Origin of the sequence: Modestobacter altitudinis (assembly GCF_005930475.1) — a bacterium.
Classification (GTDB): Bacteria; Actinomycetota; Actinomycetes; order Mycobacteriales; family Geodermatophilaceae; genus Modestobacter; species Modestobacter altitudinis.
Genome location: NZ_SJEW01000014.1, coordinates 42,763 through 58,166, shown reverse-complemented (window position 1 = coordinate 58,166; position 15,404 = coordinate 42,763). Strand labels below are relative to the sequence as shown.

The 15,404-nt window shown below is 73.4% G+C and carries 15 protein-coding genes and 1 pseudogene; 7 read left to right on the top strand and 9 right to left on the bottom strand.

Annotated features, from left to right (window positions below; all coding sequences use genetic code 11):
- Positions 1–224: 224 nt before the first annotated feature.
- Entirely contained in the window at positions 225–1,106 is an 882-nt protein-coding gene (locus FHL79_RS07705; RefSeq protein ID WP_246080489.1) for an SDR family NAD(P)-dependent oxidoreductase, read from the top strand.
- Between the two features lie 200 nt (positions 1,107–1,306).
- Here FHL79_RS07705 and FHL79_RS07700 read toward each other — a convergent pair whose 3' ends face one another.
- From FHL79_RS07700 to FHL79_RS07685, 5 genes are all read right to left on the bottom strand, one after another.
- Positions 1,307–1,546 (bottom strand): hypothetical protein, encoded by a 240-nt coding sequence (locus FHL79_RS07700; protein WP_138758021.1) that lies wholly within the window; start codon positions 1,544–1,546, stop codon positions 1,307–1,309.
- Between the two features lie 494 nt (positions 1,547–2,040).
- Positions 2,041–5,037, bottom strand: a complete 2,997-nt coding sequence (locus FHL79_RS07695; protein ID WP_171058069.1) for a helix-turn-helix transcriptional regulator — start codon at positions 5,035–5,037, stop codon at positions 2,041–2,043.
- A 44-nt stretch (positions 5,038–5,081) separates the two neighbouring features.
- Positions 5,082–5,210 carry a hypothetical protein gene (locus tag FHL79_RS26115; RefSeq protein WP_281283860.1) on the bottom strand — a complete coding sequence of 43 codons (129 nt, stop codon included), beginning with the start codon at positions 5,208–5,210 and terminating at the stop codon, positions 5,082–5,084.
- A gap of 133 nt (positions 5,211–5,343) precedes the next feature.
- The gene (locus tag FHL79_RS07690; RefSeq protein ID WP_138758019.1) at positions 5,344–6,636 is read right to left on the bottom strand and encodes an MFS transporter; all 1,293 of its coding nucleotides are present in this window, start codon (positions 6,634–6,636) and stop codon (positions 5,344–5,346) included.
- A 73-nt stretch (positions 6,637–6,709) separates the two neighbouring features.
- Positions 6,710–7,231: a DUF7282 domain-containing protein gene (locus tag FHL79_RS07685; RefSeq protein ID WP_138758018.1), complete on the bottom strand. Its 522-nt coding sequence runs from the start codon at positions 7,229–7,231 to the stop codon at positions 6,710–6,712.
- Positions 7,232–7,372: 141 nt separating this feature from the next.
- On the opposite strand from FHL79_RS07685, the gene FHL79_RS07680 reads away from it, so the two are divergent.
- Entirely contained in the window at positions 7,373–8,794 is a 1,422-nt protein-coding gene (locus FHL79_RS07680; RefSeq protein ID WP_246080488.1) for a glucose-6-phosphate dehydrogenase, read from the top strand.
- 278 nt (positions 8,795–9,072) lie between these two features.
- Here FHL79_RS07680 and FHL79_RS07675 read toward each other — a convergent pair whose 3' ends face one another.
- Entirely contained in the window at positions 9,073–9,813 is a 741-nt protein-coding gene (locus FHL79_RS07675) for a phospholipid scramblase-related protein (protein ID WP_138758017.1), read from the bottom strand.
- 43 nt (positions 9,814–9,856) lie between these two features.
- Here FHL79_RS07675 and FHL79_RS07670 point away from each other — a divergent pair, with 43 nt between their 5' ends.
- Positions 9,857–10,483, top strand: a complete 627-nt coding sequence (locus FHL79_RS07670) for an HD domain-containing protein (protein ID WP_138758016.1) — start codon at positions 9,857–9,859, stop codon at positions 10,481–10,483.
- Here the strand turns inward: FHL79_RS07670 and FHL79_RS07665 are convergent.
- On the bottom strand, positions 10,455–10,730 hold the full coding sequence (locus tag FHL79_RS07665; RefSeq protein WP_138733872.1) for a DUF4031 domain-containing protein: 276 nt from the start codon (positions 10,728–10,730) through the stop codon (positions 10,455–10,457). The two genes, FHL79_RS07670 and FHL79_RS07665, sit on opposite strands and share 29 nt — an antisense overlap.
- A gap of 17 nt (positions 10,731–10,747) precedes the next feature.
- On the opposite strand from FHL79_RS07665, the gene FHL79_RS07660 reads away from it, so the two are divergent.
- Positions 10,748–11,086 (top strand): VOC family protein, encoded by a 339-nt coding sequence (locus FHL79_RS07660; protein ID WP_138758015.1) that lies wholly within the window; start codon positions 10,748–10,750, stop codon positions 11,084–11,086.
- Positions 11,083–12,078, top strand: a complete 996-nt coding sequence (locus FHL79_RS07655) for a Gfo/Idh/MocA family protein (RefSeq protein WP_138758014.1) — start codon at positions 11,083–11,085, stop codon at positions 12,076–12,078. The genes FHL79_RS07660 and FHL79_RS07655 overlap by 4 nt, the downstream gene beginning before the upstream one ends.
- Here the strand turns inward: FHL79_RS07655 and FHL79_RS07650 are convergent.
- Positions 12,036–12,875 (bottom strand): DUF72 domain-containing protein, encoded by an 840-nt coding sequence (locus tag FHL79_RS07650; RefSeq protein WP_138758013.1) that lies wholly within the window; start codon positions 12,873–12,875, stop codon positions 12,036–12,038. The two genes, FHL79_RS07655 and FHL79_RS07650, sit on opposite strands and share 43 nt — an antisense overlap.
- A gap of 24 nt (positions 12,876–12,899) precedes the next feature.
- On the opposite strand from FHL79_RS07650, the gene FHL79_RS07645 reads away from it, so the two are divergent.
- Both FHL79_RS07645 and FHL79_RS26585 read left to right on the top strand, forming a co-directional pair.
- Complete coding sequence (locus FHL79_RS07645; RefSeq protein ID WP_138758012.1) at positions 12,900–13,259, top strand: VOC family protein; 360 nt, start codon at positions 12,900–12,902, stop codon at positions 13,257–13,259.
- A 75-nt stretch (positions 13,260–13,334) separates the two neighbouring features.
- A pseudogene (locus FHL79_RS26585) lies at positions 13,335–13,667 on the top strand (hypothetical protein); the annotation flags it as partial.
- Here the strand turns inward: FHL79_RS26585 and groL are convergent.
- Positions 13,591–15,219 carry a chaperonin GroEL gene (gene groL, locus FHL79_RS07635; RefSeq protein WP_138758010.1) on the bottom strand — a complete coding sequence of 543 codons (1,629 nt, stop codon included), beginning with the start codon at positions 15,217–15,219 and terminating at the stop codon, positions 13,591–13,593. The pseudogene FHL79_RS26585 and the gene groL sit on opposite strands and share 77 nt — an antisense overlap.
- Between the last annotated feature and the right edge of the window lie 185 nt (positions 15,220–15,404).

Here is a 15,404-nt window from a genome sequence, read left to right as displayed (position 1 = left end):
ACGGAGCCACTCCGCTCGAGGGTCCTCGGCGCGGGGGTGACCCGCTCCTCATGATCGGTGACGTTGTGGCTGCGCACGCCGAACGGCGCCGCTGACGGCGCGCACATGACCCCATGACCGCTGCAGGCGAGATGGTCTCGCCCCGTTCAGCGCGCACACTGCTCGCTGCGGGTGACGTCGTGCACCCGGCGATCAGGGGGTGAGCCATGGCCCGGGTGGCGATCGTGACAGGTGGAGCCTCCGGGATCGGACGCGCCCTGGGCGCGGCGCTCGTGCGCCGCGGGGACCAGGTCGTCCTGGCCGACGTCGACGGCGCGGCAGCGTCCGAGGTCGCGAACCAGCTCAGCGCCCTGGGCCCGGGCGCCGCTTCTGCGGCTGCTGTGGACGTGCGCGACGCAGCGGCGGTCGCCGCACTGGTGACGGACACCGCAGGGCGGCACGGCCGGCTGGACCTCATGGTCAACAACGCCGGCCTGGGCATCGTCGGGCCGGTCGAGGAGCTGACCCCGGCGCACTGGGACCGGGCCATCGACGTGAACCTGCGCGGTGTTGTCCACGGCGTCCACGCCGCCTATCCGGTGATGCTCCGGCAGGGACACGGGCACATCGTCAACACCGCGTCCCTGGCAGGCCTGGTGCCGGCGCCGGGGATGGCCCCCTACGCGATGACGAAGTGGGGGGTCGTCGGGCTGTCGCTGAGTCTGCGGGCGGAGGCCGCCCCGCGCGGAGTGCGGGTCAGCGTGGTCTGCCCCGGCGGCGTGGACACCCCGATCCTGGACAAGGCCATGCCGTCCGACCTGCCACGGGTGGCCACCGTGGAGGTCACCGACACCCGCGCCATGATCACGAAGTCGAGCGGCGGGCACCTCTACAGCGCCGATGCCCTGGCTGCCGATGTGCTGCGTGGGGTGGAGCGCAACCGGGCGGTGATCGTCGCGCCCAGGGAGGCACGCATCAAGTGGCGGCTGATGCGGCTGTCCCCGTCGCTGCTGATGCGCCTGAGCGCAGCGATGGCCGCCCGCGACCCCGCCGCCGGCCCGAGCGGCAGCCCAGCGGCCCCCACGTCGGCGGCGGAGACAGCCGAGGCGGACCGCTCAGCCAGCTGAGACTCCACCCGACGACCACGGGATGAGCCCCCCCGTGCCCCGGGGTGCCCTCGACGCGGCGGGCGCGAAGCCGGTGGGAGTGGTGTTGATGTCGATGCTGTCGCGGTTGAGCGTCAGCCGTCCGGTCAGCGCCAACTCCATGACGAGTCCGCCCGGAACGTCGACCGGAGTGACCTGCTGGTGCGCCTCCCCGGTGGGTCTCAGGCCGCGTCGGGCCGGGGAGACAGGTCGACCTTCGTTCCCCTGCGGCTGGGCGAGGTGCGGACTCGAAACGTGCGACCGGTCGTGTCGATGATCTCGATGTGGCCGCTCGGGTGAACCGTCACCTGCACAGCTTCGGTCAGTCGCCAGAATCGACGCCCGTCCGCGTGGGTCCACGTGGGCCCCACCGTGTCGAAGTACGTGGACGCGGGTGTCGGCTCCGGGGTCAGCTGGGGCATGTGTCCAGAGTGGTCTGCCCCGCGACACGCCTCAATGCGGCCTTTAAGGTCGGCGTGTCGAATCTTGCAAAAGGGCTGCAAACCCTCAGCGGGGGCTCAGGCAGGTGGGATGTGGCACGCCGACGAGCGCGACAGACGCCGGGACAGCCGTCCAGCTGAAGCTGTGGCCGGCGAGTATGCGGTGGTGGTGGGGATGGGGCCAGGTCACCGCCACTGCAGGCACAGCTCTACATCACCTTTGCATGCCCGTTTCCCTGAAGCCGCCTTCGGGGACACCGTCGACTGACCGACGATCCCCGGGTGGACGGCGGCCGAGTGGGATCGCCGGCAGCCTCGCCGCTGGCTGGCTCCTCCGGTCCCGCTCCGCATGGTGTCCGCGTGGGCGCGGGTCCCCACGTCCGGCGTAGGGAAGGAAGTCGGACGATTGTGCTCTGCTCACCATGGTGAGCAGAGCACGAGCGTCCTGAGAGAACCTGCCGGTCGACTCGAGCGGGTCAGGACAACAAGCCGCGGGCGGCGGCCAGGGCGACCGCCTCGGTGCGGCCGGAGGCGCCGAACTTCGCCAGGATGTTGCTGACGTGCACGCTCGCGGTCTTCTCGCTGATGAACAGCTCCGCGCCGATCTGCCGGTTGGTCCGCCCCTGCGCCACCAGCGCCAGCACTTCGACCTCGCGCGGGGTCAGCACCGCCGAGGCCTCCGCCGCCCGCGGCAGCCCGGGCAGCTCCACCCTCCCCCGGCGGGCCAGCGCCTCGACCGCCGTGCGCAGCGGCACCGCCCCCAGCCGCAGCGCCACCTCGTGCGCCGCGGTCAGCTCGGCAGCGGCCCCGGACCGGTCGTCGGCCCCCAGCAGCGCCTCGGCCAGCCGGAACCGGGACCGCGCCTGCTCGAACACGTGCCCGTAGCCGAACAGCTCGACCACCTGCCGCCACGCCTCCGGCGACGCACTCCCGCGGAGCCGGCCCAGCTCCGCCTCCAGCCGCGCGCACCAGGCCTGCGCCTCCACCCCCAGCTCGCCGACGGCCGAGTCGTGCGCGCGCGCCGCCGTCCGCGCCAGCTCCGCGAGCGACTCGCCCTCGGCCAGCCAGCCGGCCAGCGCCTCCTGGTCGCCGCTCCCCCGGGCGGTGGCAGCCGCGTCGGCGACGGCGCCCACGGCGGTCGTCGCCAGCCGCACCGTCGCCGGCCGGTCCTCCCCCCACAGCGCGTGCAGCCGCGCGTCCGCCCAGCGCGCCCGGTCGGCCGCCGTCCGGGCGTCCCCGGCCGCCGCCGCCAGCTCGATCTCGGCCGAGACGGTGGCCAGCATCAACAGCACGTGCGAGTCCCACCGCGTGGTGAGGCCCTGCGCCCAGGCCAGCCGCTCGCGGGCGGCCGGGTCGCCCCGGCCGACGAGCACCAGCAGCCCGTCGGCGCGCACGTGCGCCGCCATGTCGGGCACCCGAGCGAGCTCGTCGGCCGCCGCCAGGCTGCCGTCCCAGTCACCGCCGGTGTAGCGGGCGATGATCTCCAGGTGGCGGAGCTCGGCGCCGTAGAACGACCACTCGACGCCCAGCGCCCGGGCGCGGGCCAGGCCGGCGCCCGCGTGCTCCAGCGTCTCGCCGACCCGGCCGGCCTCGTAGGCGACGATCGCCAGGCTGAACCACGCCCGGGTCTCGACGTCGGCGTCCCCGGACCGCTCGGCCCGCAGCCGCGCCTCGTGCAGCCGGGCACGCACGGTCGGCAGGTCGCCGGCACCCTCCACGCGGGCCAGCGAGACCGCGGTGTCGGCCCAGGCGCCGTCCAGCCCCAGGGCGTCGGCGGCGGCGAGCGCCTCGTCGGCCGCGGCGTCGCCCTCTGCGATGCGGCCCAGCGCGTAGAGCGTGCGGGCGTGGGTGGCCGCCGCCCAGGTGCGCACCACCGACGGCGGCTGCGCCGGCACCAGCTGCATCGCCCGCTCGACCTCGCGCAGCGCGTCGACGGTCTCCTCGATCCGGGTCAGCCCCTGGGCGAGGGTGTAGTGCACCCGCGCCCGCGCCTCCGGGTCGCCGTCGGGGCCGAGCAGCTGCTGCGCCGAGCGGAGCAGCGCCACCGCCCGGTGCAGCTCGCCTCCCGCCCGGGCCGCGGCGGCGGTGTCCAGCAGCAGCGCCCACTGCTCCCGCCCGGCGCGCTCGGCGGCGTCGGGCACGGCGGTCCACAGCGCGAGCGCGGCCTCCAGGTGCTGCAGCTGCTCGGCCGGCGCACCGACCCGCCGGGCGGCGGCGGCCGCCTCCAGCGAGGCGCTCAGCGCACCGGGCAGGTCGTTGCTCTCCCGGGCGTGGTGCGCCCGCTCGGCGGCGGTGCCGGCGGCGGGGTGCGCGGTCAGGTGGGCGGCGACCTCGGCGTGCAGGCGGACCCGCTCCCCGGGCAGCAGGTCGGCGAGCACCGCCTCGCGCAGCAGTGCGTGCCGGAAGCGGTAGCGGCCGTCGTCGGAGACGACCAGCAGGTGGTGGTGCACCGCCTCGCCCAGCGCCCGCTCGGTCTCCTCCGGGGACTGCCAGGAGACAGCGGAGACCAGCTCGTGGCGCACCTGCCGGCCCGCCACCGCAGCGACCCGCAGCACCTGCTGGGCCGCTGGGCTCAGCTGCTCGACCCGGGCCAGCAGGACGTCGGTCAGGCCCATCGGCAACGCCTCGCCGGCCAGCCCGGCCGCCAGCAGCTCCTCGGCGTAGAACGCGTTGCCCTCGGCCCGGGCCACGACGTCGTCCACCGTGCCCTCGGCGACGCCACCGGAGGTGGCCGCCAGCCCGCGGACGAGCGCGCCGACGTCGGCGTCGGGCAGGGGCTCCAGGACCAGCCGTTCGACGCCGGGGAGCCGGACCAGCTCGGCCAGCAGCGGCCGGAGCGGGTGCCGCCGGTGCAGGTCGTCGGCGCGGTAGGAGACGACGACGGTGATCGGCTCGTCGACCAGCCGGGCCAGCAACCGGGCGAGCAGGTAGCGCAGCAGGTCCCGGCTGGAGCGGTCCGCCCAGTGCAGGTCCTCCAGCACGACGAGCAGCGGCCGGCCGGCGGCGACCTCGGCCAGCACCGCGGCGACCGCCTCGAACAGCTGCAGCCGGCCGTCGTCGGTCGGCGGGCGCAACGCGCCCCGGCCCAGCGGGCTGCCCCGGTCGGGGTCGTCCTCCTGCGGTCCGGGAACCGGCGCGCCCGGCCGGCCGGTGAGCAGCCCGGCCAGCACCGGGTGGCCGGCCAGCACCGGGCTCAGCTCGGGATCGGCCGCGACCGGGCGCAGCAGGTCGACGAAGGGCAGGTACGGCAGGCCGACGTCGCCGAGGTCCACGCAGTGCCCGGTGAGCACCCGCACGCCGCGCTCGGCCGACCGGCGGGACAGCTCGTCGAGCAGCCGGGTCTTGCCGACGCCGGCGTCCCCGGCGACCAGCACGGCCGAGGGGCGGCCCCCGACCGCACGGTCGACGTGCGCCATCAACCGGGCCAGCTCGTCGGCACGGCCCACCAGCGGACCCTCGTCCCAGCGCGGCATGCTCCCGATCGTGGCAGAAGCCGGTGACAGGTCCGGGCGCACGCTCAGCGCGTCCGCCGCCGCCGCGACGTCCAGGAGCCGCGCCGGCTGCCGGTGGCGAAGGCCTGCGCGATGCGCTCGCGGCGGTAGGCCAGCTCGGCCTCCAGGGCGGGGTTGGGGTAGTTCGGGGTCATGACCGTCTCCTCGTCTCGTCCGGGTGGGACGAGGACGACGGTCGTCCTGAGGGGGCACCCCGAACATCGGTCGACCGGGCAGTCCTGACGGGTCCCGCGCGTCTGAGGTCCCCGGGAGGACCTCAGACCGACCTCAGCGGAGCTCGCTCCCCCGGGTCTCGGGGAGGGTGAGGATCGCGCAGAACGCCACGACCGCGGCCACGGCGACGTACCAGAAGAACCAGAGCGGGTGGTCGGCCTCGGACAACGCGGTGATGACCAGCGGCGCCGTCCCGCCGAAGACGGCGACCGTGAGGTTGTACCAGGCGCCGATCCCGGTGGCTCGCAGCTCGGTCGGGAACAGCTCGCTCATGATCGCCGGGGCGATGGAGGCCAGCAGCGCGTACAGCACCAGGCCGACGGTGAAGACCACGACCAGCGAGCCCAGGTTGTCCCGCACCAGGAACGACAGCGGGACGATGAGCACCGCGATCGCCGCCGACCACACCAGCATCTGCGGCTTGCGGCCGAACCGGTCCGACAGCGCCCCGAACGGGTAGCAGCACGCGATGAACAGAGCCGTGCCGATCGACAGGGCCAGGAAGACGTCGTTGGCGTCGGCGTCCCGGAAGTTGATCGCGAAGGGCGTCAGCGCGCTGAAGAACGTGTAGTAGGACAGCGTCGACAGCATGGTGAAGGCGCACAGCTGGAGCACCGCCCGCGGGTGCTCCTTGATGGTGAGCAGCAGCGGGTTCTTCGTCGCCCGCGCCTTGGCCGCGTTCTCCTCGAACTGGTCGGTCTCGCTGAGCGACCGGCGCAGCCACAGCCCCACGATCCCGAGCAGGCCACCGGCGGCGAAGGCGATGCGCCAGCCGTAGGACCGGAGCTGGTCGTCGTCGAGCACGTTGGTGAGCAGCACACCGAGCAGGGAGGCGACCAGCAGCGCGGTGCCGGTGGAGATGTAGAAGAAGGCGGAGTACCGGCCGCGGCGGGCCGGTGGGGCGATCTCGGCCAGGTAGGCCGAGGCGTTGGAGACCTCACCACCCAGCGACATGCCCTGGGCGATCCGGGCCAGCAGCAGGAGGACGGGCGCGAGCCAGCCCACCTGCTCGTAGGTCGGCAGGATGGCGATGACCAGCGAGCCGCCGGCCATCAGCAGGATGGTGAGCAGCATCCCGGCCTTGCGTCCGCGCAGGTCGGCGAAGCGGCCGAGCAGCCAGCCGCCCAACGGCCGGAAGAAGAACGCCAGCGCGTAGGCCGACGTGGTGCCGATCAGCGCCAGCGCCTCGTTCTCCTTGGGGAAGAACTGGGTGGAGAAGTAGACGAGGAAGGTCGCGTAGACCGTCCAGTCGAACCACTCCACCGCGTTGCCGATGCTGGCCGAGACCAGCGTGCGCACCGGCAACCGGTGCGGCTCGGGAGGTGCCTGCTGCACCGAGCCGGCCATGTGGACCCCTTTGCTGCGGACGGCGCTGTCCGGAACCACGCTAGTGACCCCGGGCACACGCGGCACCCCGAGGTCAGCGCAGCGAGTACTCGGCCCCGTCGTCGACTACGTCGCTGTCGTCCGAGGTGTCGTCCGAGCTGTCGTCGCCGGAGATCGGCTCGGGGACCGCCTGGTCGGCGCTCGGGTCGAACCCGCCGTCGCCGTCGGTGTCGGCGTACAGGGTCGCGGTGAGGTCGGTGTCCGCGGTCAGCGGCGCGTCCAGCGGCACCTCCGCGTCGTCCGTCGTCCCCACCTGGACCCGCACGGAGCCCAGCGGGACGTCCGACCCCTCGGCGGTGACGACGACGAACCCGCCCTGCGGTGCGGAGACGGTGTCGACGACGACGCTGCTGCCGTCGCCGGACTGGTCCTCGAACTCCAGGTCGGCCTGCTGGTCGCTGCCCGACTGGCCCTCCGGCGCGACGGTCGTCTCCCCGGCGGTCGCCGGCGAGGACGGCGGGGCGTCGCCCTCGGGCGCGTCGTCCCCGCAGCCGGAGAGCAGGATGATCGCTGCGGTTGTGGGTAGGACCAGCAGGGGACGACGACGTCGGGTCACCCTGCACTGCTGCCCGACCGTCCGTGGTCCCACACACAACGCAGTTGCTCCGCGGGTCGTCCACCTCATCGGCGTGGGGACTCACCGTCGGGCACACCGACCACCGAGGGCGCCGCAGCGGCGCCCAGCGAGAGGAGCACCGTGCCCCCCACCGGGACGAACGAACTGACCCCCACCGTGTTCGTGCTGTACGGCGCGACCGGCGACCTGGCCCGCCGGATGGTGCTGCCGGCCTTCTTCGAGCTGGCCCAGCACGGCCTGCTCCCCGAGGACTGGCGGCTGATCGGCAGCGGGCGCGGCGAGCGCACCGACGAGGAGTTCGTCGAGCACGTCCGCGGCGCGCTCGAGGAGTTCGGCCCCGACCCGGGCGACGGCCCGTGGGACGACTTCGCGAAGCGGCTGCGCTTCGCCGGCGGCGGCTTCACCGCCGACGACCCGGGCCAGCTGCTGGACGCCGTCGCCACCGCCCGGACGGAGGTCGGGGACGACGCCCAGCTCGTGCACTACCTCTCGCTGCCGCCCAAGGCCTTCACCGACTACACCCGGGCGCTGGGCGCCCACGGTCTCGGCGAGGGCGCCCGGGTCGTCTACGAGAAGCCGTTCGGCGCCTCCCCCGAGGGCTTCCGCGAGCTCGACGACCTGGTGCACTCGGTGTTCGACGAGGAGCAGGTCTTCCGGATCGACCACTTCCTGGGCAAGGAGGGCACCCAGGACCTGCACGCGCTCCGGTTCGCCAACGGCCTCTTCGAGCCCATGTGGAGCCGCGAGCACGTGGCGCAGGTGCAGATCGACGTCCCCGAGGACCTCGACGTCGCCGACCGGGCCGACTTCTACGACGCCACCGGCGCGACCCTGGACATGCTGGTCACCCACCTGTTCCAGGTCGCCGCCGAGGTCGCCATGGAGCCACCGGTCAGCTTCTCGGCCAACGACATCCTCTCCGCGCGCGAGTCGGTGCTGGCCGCCTTCCGCCCGCTGGCCCCCGAGGACGTCGTGCTGGGCCAGTTCGAGGGCTACCGCGAGCTGGACGGCGTGCCGGACGACAGCGACACCGACACCTACGTGGCCGCCCGGCTGTTCATCGACTCCGGCCGCTGGCGCGGCGTGCCGTTCCTGCTGCGCACCGGCAAGCGGATGGCGGCCAAGCAGCAGCGGGTCAGCCTGGTGCTGCACCGCCCGAAGGGCCCGGTCAACGACGTGCCCGCCAACGGCAACGTGGTCTCCCTGTCGCTGGCCGGCGCGGGTGCCGTCGACATCGACGTGATGGCCAAGAAGCCGGGCCCGGACCTGGCGATGGCGCCGGCGCGGGTCTCGCTGGACCTGTCGAAGATCCCCGGCGGTGAGCCGCTGGCGCCCTACGTCTCGCTCATCCACGACGTGCTGATCGGCGACCGGTCGCTGTTCACCACCAGCGAGGGCCTGGCGCAGACCTGGCGGGCGCTGCAGCCGGTGCTCGACCACCGCCCCCAGGTGCACCCGTACACCCCCGGTTCCTGGGGGCCCGCGGAGGCCAACGCGCTGACCGGCGAGCACGGCTGGCTGCTCGGGCAGACCGAGGCCTGACCGACATGGGAACGGCCCCCGTCCTGGTGGACGGGGGCCGTTCTGCGTCTGGGTCCGGACCGGACGCTGGTCGCCTCGCGGCGGTTTGCACATCCGCGGCTCCAGCCCCCGACCGAGGTCGGGGCGGTGTTCCACGGCGGCAGTTATCTAGTGGAGCCCGGGGACACAGGTCGCCCGGCCCGGACGTCTGCGACTCTACCCCTGGTGACGTGCTGCGGCGGCCCCGGCGCAGGGTCCCGCCGTGAGCCCGCGAACGGCGGGGGCGGCGGGGTCCTTCGTCAGTTGAACCCGCGGTCGTCCTGCTTCAGCGCGGTGTCGACGGTCAGCGCGCTGGCCAGCACCAGGCTGGCCAGCGGCTCCTCCAGCCGCTGGTGGACCTGGACGACGTAGTTGTCCGCGGTGGTGAACAGGGTGCGGGCGAACCCCTCCCACCTCTTGGTGATCCGGGCGACCTCACGCCCCGAGGCGTCACTGATCGCGAAGTCCCAGGCCCGCCAGTTCTCCGCCTGGATGGCCCCCACGAGCGCGCCGCCGACGACGAGGTCGAAGCGGATCCTGCCGAAGACGTTGGCCTGCACGATCTCCCCGACCGGCTCGCCGTCCGGCCGGGCCACCAGCACCCGGGACCTCACCACCTTGGCCGGCCGGGTGAGCACCAGCACCGGGCCGGCGGCGTCGCGGACCTCCAGGTGGTGGGTGAGGAACTGGTCCAGGTTCGACACCAGCCGGAACGCCTTCTTCAGCGAGCTCTGCCCGACCTGGGTCACCGCGCCGAGCTGCTGGCCGCCTCCGTCGAACACCGCGTACTCGTTGGTGAGCTCGATCAGCTTCGTCTTCTGGCTGACCACCAGGACCGGCTGCTCGAGGAGCACCGACCGACGCCGCTCCGGCGTGTACTGCACCGGCGCCGCCGCGGGGTGCTGGAGGTGGTCGGTCCAGCCCTGGCCGTCCCACCAGCGGGTGCCGGGGCTGCCGGCGGGGTCGGGGTACCAGCCCGGCGGGGGCGGTGGAGCGGTCATGGCCCGGGACGGTAACGACCGCCCGTCGTGCCAGACTCCAGGCGTGGCCGGCGTCGACTTCGAGCACTGGAGCGAGCTGGCCGGGGACTCCCCCACGTCCCGCACCGAGTGGGCCGCCGTCGTCGGCGCGTGGAGCGAGCCGCACCGGCGCTACCACGACCTCGCGCACCTGGCCGCGGTCCTCGGCATCATCGACTCCCTCGCCGGGGCCGCCGCCGACCCGGCCGCCGTCCGGCTGGCCGCCTGGTACCACGACGTCGCGTACGACCCGGAACGCAGCGACAACGAGGAGGTCAGCGCCGCGCGCGCCCGGATCGGGCTGGTCGGGCTGGTGGACGACGCGACGGTCGCCGAGGTGGAGCGCCTGGTGCTGCTCACCGCCGGGCACGACCCGCAGCCCGGCGACGCCGACGGCGCCGTGCTCTGCGACGCCGACCTCGCCGTGCTGGCCAGCCCGGCGCCGGCGTACGCGGCCTACGCGTCCGCGGTCCGGGAGGAGTACGGGCACCTCACCGACGCCGAGTTCACCGCCGGGCGGGCAGCCGTCCTGGAGCACCTGCTCGCGCTGCCCGCGCTGTTCCGCACCCCGGCGGCGGCCGAGCGGTGGACCGCTCCGGCGCGCGCCAACCTGGCCGCTGAGCTCAGCCTGCTGCGCGCGCGCCCTTCCTGAGCCGGAGCCCCGCCGCGAGCAGCCGCTGCAGCAGCTCCCGGCTGCCGACCGCCTCCGCGCCGGCGGCGACCGCCACCGCGTACAGCTCCTCCGGGACGTCGTAGTGGTCGCCCTGGAACGCCCGGCGCGGCATGCCCAGGTGCTCGGCCACGAAGGCGTGCAGCTCGTCGTAGTCGGTGTCGCTGACCAGGTGCGACCAGCGCCGCCCCCGCCACGGCCACACAGGGGTGTCGATCAGCACACTCACCGTGCCAGTCTGCCTGCATGACCTCCGAGGTGCGCGCCTCCCCGGTCCTGCCGGTGACCGACCTGGACCGGGCGCTGGCCCACTACGCCGCGCTGGGGTTCACCACCAGCCGGCACGACGACACCTACGGGTTCGCCGCCTGGTCCGGCCTGGAGCTGCACCTGACGCTCGACCCGGACGCGCCCGGTGCGGAGGTGTACCTGCACGTCCCCGACGCCGACGTGGTCGCCTCCTCGTGGGCCGGGCCCGGGACGACGACGCCCACCCCCAAGACCTGGGGCGTGCGCGAGGGGAGCCACGTCGACCCGGACGGCAACCTGCTCCGGTTCGGGTCCCCGCTAGCGTCTGCAGGATGACCGAGGAGATCCGCTGGGGAGTCGTGGGGCCGGGCCGCATCGCGGAGAAGGTGGTCGAGGACTTCGCCGTCGTCGACGGGGCCCGGGTCGTCGCAGTCGCCTCGCGGTCGCTCGATCGCGCGCAGGACTTCGCGGACCGGCACGGCATCGAGCGGGCGCACGGCTCGTACGCCGACGTGCTCGCCGACGCCGGGGTCGACGTCCTCTACGTCGCGACCCCGCACCCGCAGCACCACGCGATCGCCCTGGGCGCCCTGCGCGCGGGCAAGGCGCTGCTGGTCGAGAAGGCGTTCACCGCGACGGTGGCCGGCGCCCGCGAGGTGGTGGCGCTGTCCCGGGAGACCGGCGTCTTCGCGATGGAGGCGATGTGGACCCGCTTCCAGCCGGCCGTCGTCCGGCTCCGCGAGCTGATCGCCGACGGTGCCATCGGTGAGGTGCGCTCGGTGCAGGCCGACCTCGGCGTGCAGCGGGACTTCGACCCGACCGACCGGTTGTTCGCCCTCGAGCTCGGCGGCGGTGCGCTGCTGGACCTCGGCGTCTACGTCGTCTCCTGGGCGCAGATGCTGCTGGGCGACCCGGACACCGTCACCGCGACCGGGTCCCGCTTCCCGACCGGCGTCGACGCGGAGGCCGCCCTGCTGCTCGGCTGGGCCGACGGCCGCTCCGCGACGCTGACGACCTCGCTGCGCAACGCGCTGCCCGGGCAGGCCCGGGTGTTCGGGACGGCGGGCTGGATCGACGTGCTCCCCCGCTTCCACCACCCGCAGACGGTCGTGCTGCACCGGGCCGACGCCGACCCGGAGGAGATCACGGTCCCCCAGCTCGGCGCGGGCTACGCGCACGAGCTGATCGAGGTCACCGAGTGCCTGCGGGCCGGGCGGTCCGAGAGCGCGGTGATGCCGCTGGCCGACACCCTCGCCGTCCAGCAGGTGCTGGAGGACGCCGCCGGTCAGCTGGGTGTGACCTTCGCCGAAGACGACGCCGTCCTCTGACGGGTCTTCGGCGGCGGCTTCGGCGGCCAGGCCGCCCCGCTGGCCTGCTCCATCGTGGGGACCCGGGTGTGCGTGCGGCCGGTCGCGCGGACGGCGCCGGCGAAGGTGACGGCGTCCACGGTGGCCGCGCCGCCGGGGTCGTTGTTGAAGTACACGAGGACGTCGTCGTCCCCGTAGGTGTCGGCGAGGCGCTGCGCCCACAGCTGCAGGGTCTCGGGGCGGTACCCCCAGCCCTCGGCGCCGGTGTGCAGCCGCAGGTAGCCCCAGTCCGCGGTGCGCCACAGCGGTGCGACCGGCTGTTCGGCGCGGTCGGCCCAGCACAGCGCCGCCTGGTACCGCTCCAGCAGGGCGCGCACGTCGTCGGTCCACCAGCTGTCGTGCCGCGGCTCCACCGCGACCCGGGTGCCTGGCGGGAACTGCCCGAGGCAGTCGCTGAGCAGGTCGACGTCGGCCTTGAGCGTGGGCGGCAGCTGCAGCAGGACGACGTCGAGCCGGTCCCCGAGGCCGGCGGCGCGCTCCATCAGCCGGGCGACGGGCTCCTCGGGCTCGCGCAACCGCTTGAGGTGGGTGAGGAAGCGCGAGGCCTTCACCGCCCAGCGGTAGTCCGGCGGGGTGCGGTCGCGCCAGGCCTCGAACGTCGTCTTCTCCGGCAGCCGGTAGAAGGCGTTGTTGCTCTCGACGGTGGCGAAGTGCGTGGCGTGGTGCTCCAGCCACAGCCGCTGCGGCAGCGCCGGCGGGTAGAAGCGGCCGCGCCAGTCGCGGTACTGCCACCCCGACGTCCCGATCACCACCGTCACGCCGACCGCCTACCCTGCTCGGCCATGACCGACTCCCCGGCCCGGTTCCTGGACCTGTGCATCGACGCCCTCGACCAGCAGGAGCTCGCGGACTGGTGGTGCGCGGCGATGGGCTACGTCCGGCGCGACCCCGACGACCGGGATCCCACCGGGCCGGTCGCGATCGTCGACCCGTCCGGGGCCGGACCGCGGATCTGGGTCAACCGGGTGCCCGAGCCCAAGACGGTGAAGAACCGCGTGCACCACGACGTCACCGGGGACACCGACGCGCTGCTCGCCGCCGGCGCCACCCTGGTGCGCCGCCGCGACGACGACGTCCACTGGGACGTGCTCGCCGACCCCGAGGGCAACGAGTTCTGCGTCTTCACCCCGGACGACGGATGACCCGGCGCGGTTTCGCGCGATCAAGCACGCGCGGTTTCGCGCGATCAAGCACGCGCGGTTTCGCGCGATCAAGCACGCGCGGTTTCGCGCGATCAAGCACGCGCGGTTTCGCGCGATCAAGCACGCGCGGTTTCGCGCGATCAAGCACGCGCGGTTTCGCGCGATCAAGCACGCGCGGTTTCGCGCGATCAAGCACGCGCGGTTTCGCGCGATCAAGCACGCGCGGTTTCGCGCGCGAAAGCCTCGAGGTGCCCCGGACGCCGACAGGGGCGGCCCCGCGAGTGCGGGACCGCCCCTGCCGGGCAGTGCTGGTGCTACGAGGTGGCTGGACTCAGAAGTCCATGCCGCCCATGCCGCCGTCGCCACCGGGCATGGCCGGGGCGTTCTTCTCCGGCTTGTCGGCGATGACGGCCTCGGTGGTGAGGAAGAGCGCCGCGATGGAGGCGGCGTTCTGCAGCGCCGAGCGGGTGACCTTGGCCGGGTCGATGATGCCGGCCGCGACCAGGTCCACGTACTCACCGGAGGCGGCGTTGAGGCCCCAGCCGGTCTCGGAGTTGCGGACCTTCTCCGCCACGACGCCGCCCTCGAGGCCGGCGTTGATGGCGATCTGCTTCAGCGGGGCCTCGAGCGCGACGCGCACGATGTTGGCACCGGTCGCCTCGTCACCCTCGAGCTCGAGCTTCTCGAACGCGACGGTGGTGGCCTGCGCCAGGGCGACGCCACCACCGGCGACGATGCCCTCCTCGACGGCGGCCTTGGCGTTGCGCACCGCGTCCTCGATGCGGTGCTTGCGCTCCTTGAGCTCGACCTCGGTCGCCGCGCCGGCCTTGATGACCGCAACACCGCCGGCCAGCTTGGCCAGGCGCTCCTGCAGCTTCTCGCGGTCGTAGTCGGAGTCCGACTTCTCGATCTCGGCGCGGATCTGGTTGACCCGACCCTGGATCTGGTCGGCGTCACCAGCGCCCTCGATGATCGTCGTCTCGTCCTTGGTGGTGACGAACTTGCGCGCCCGGCCCAGCAGGGACAGGTCGGCGTTGTCCAGCTTGAGGCCGACCTCCTCGCTGATGACCTGACCACCGGTGAGGATGGCGATGTCGGCCAGCATGGCCTTGCGACGGTCACCGAAGCCGGGGGCCTTGACGGCGACCGACTTGAACGTGCCGCGGATCTTGTTGACCACCAGGGTCGCGAGGGCCTCGCCCTCGACGTCCTCGGCGATGATCGCCAGCGGCTTGCCGGACTGCATGACCTTCTCCAGCAGCGGCAGCAGGTCCTTGACCGTGGAGATCTTCGAGTTGACGACCAGGATGTACGGGTCGTCGAGCACGGTCTCCATGCGGTCGGTGTCGGTGACGAAGTAGGCCGACAGGTGACCCTTGTCGAAGCGCATGCCCTCGGTGAGCTCGAGCTCGAGGCCGAAGGTGTTGCTCTCCTCGACGGTGATGACGCCTTCCTTGCCGACCTTGTCCATCGCCTCGGCGATGAGCTCGCCGATGGCCGGGTCCGCGGCGGAGATCGAGGCGGTGGCCGCGATCTGCTCCTTGGTCTCGACGTCCTTGGCGGTGGCCAGCAGGTACTCGGAGACCGAGGCGACGGCCTTCTCGATGCCCTTCTTCAGGGCCATCGGGTTGGCGCCGGCGGCGACGTTGCGCAGCCCCTCGCGGACGAGGGCCTGGGCGAGCACGGTGGCGGTGGTGGTGCCGTCACCCGCGACGTCGTCGGTCTTCTTGGCGACCTCCTTGACGAGCTCGGCCCCGATCTTCTCGTACGGGTCCTCGAGCTCGATCTCCTTGGCGATGCTCACACCGTCGTTGGTGATGGTGGGGGCACCCCACTTCTTCTCCAGCACGACGTTCCGGCCACGGGGGCCGAGGGTCACCTTGACGGCGTCGGCGAGGGTGTTCATCCCTCGCTCGAGTCCGCGGCGCGCCTCTTCGTTGAACGCGATCATCTTGGCCATGTGGTGATGTCCTCCGAGCGTGGATCGCTGCACGGCCGGGTCCGGTGCCCGCGACGGACGGCACCCGCGCCGTGGACGCTCCTGCGGCCCACGCGCTGGTACCTCACCGTTCCGACCTGATTGGCACTCAGGGGTGCCGAGTGCCAGCCCGAAGTCTGGCACTCGCCCTGTGCGAGTGCAAGAAC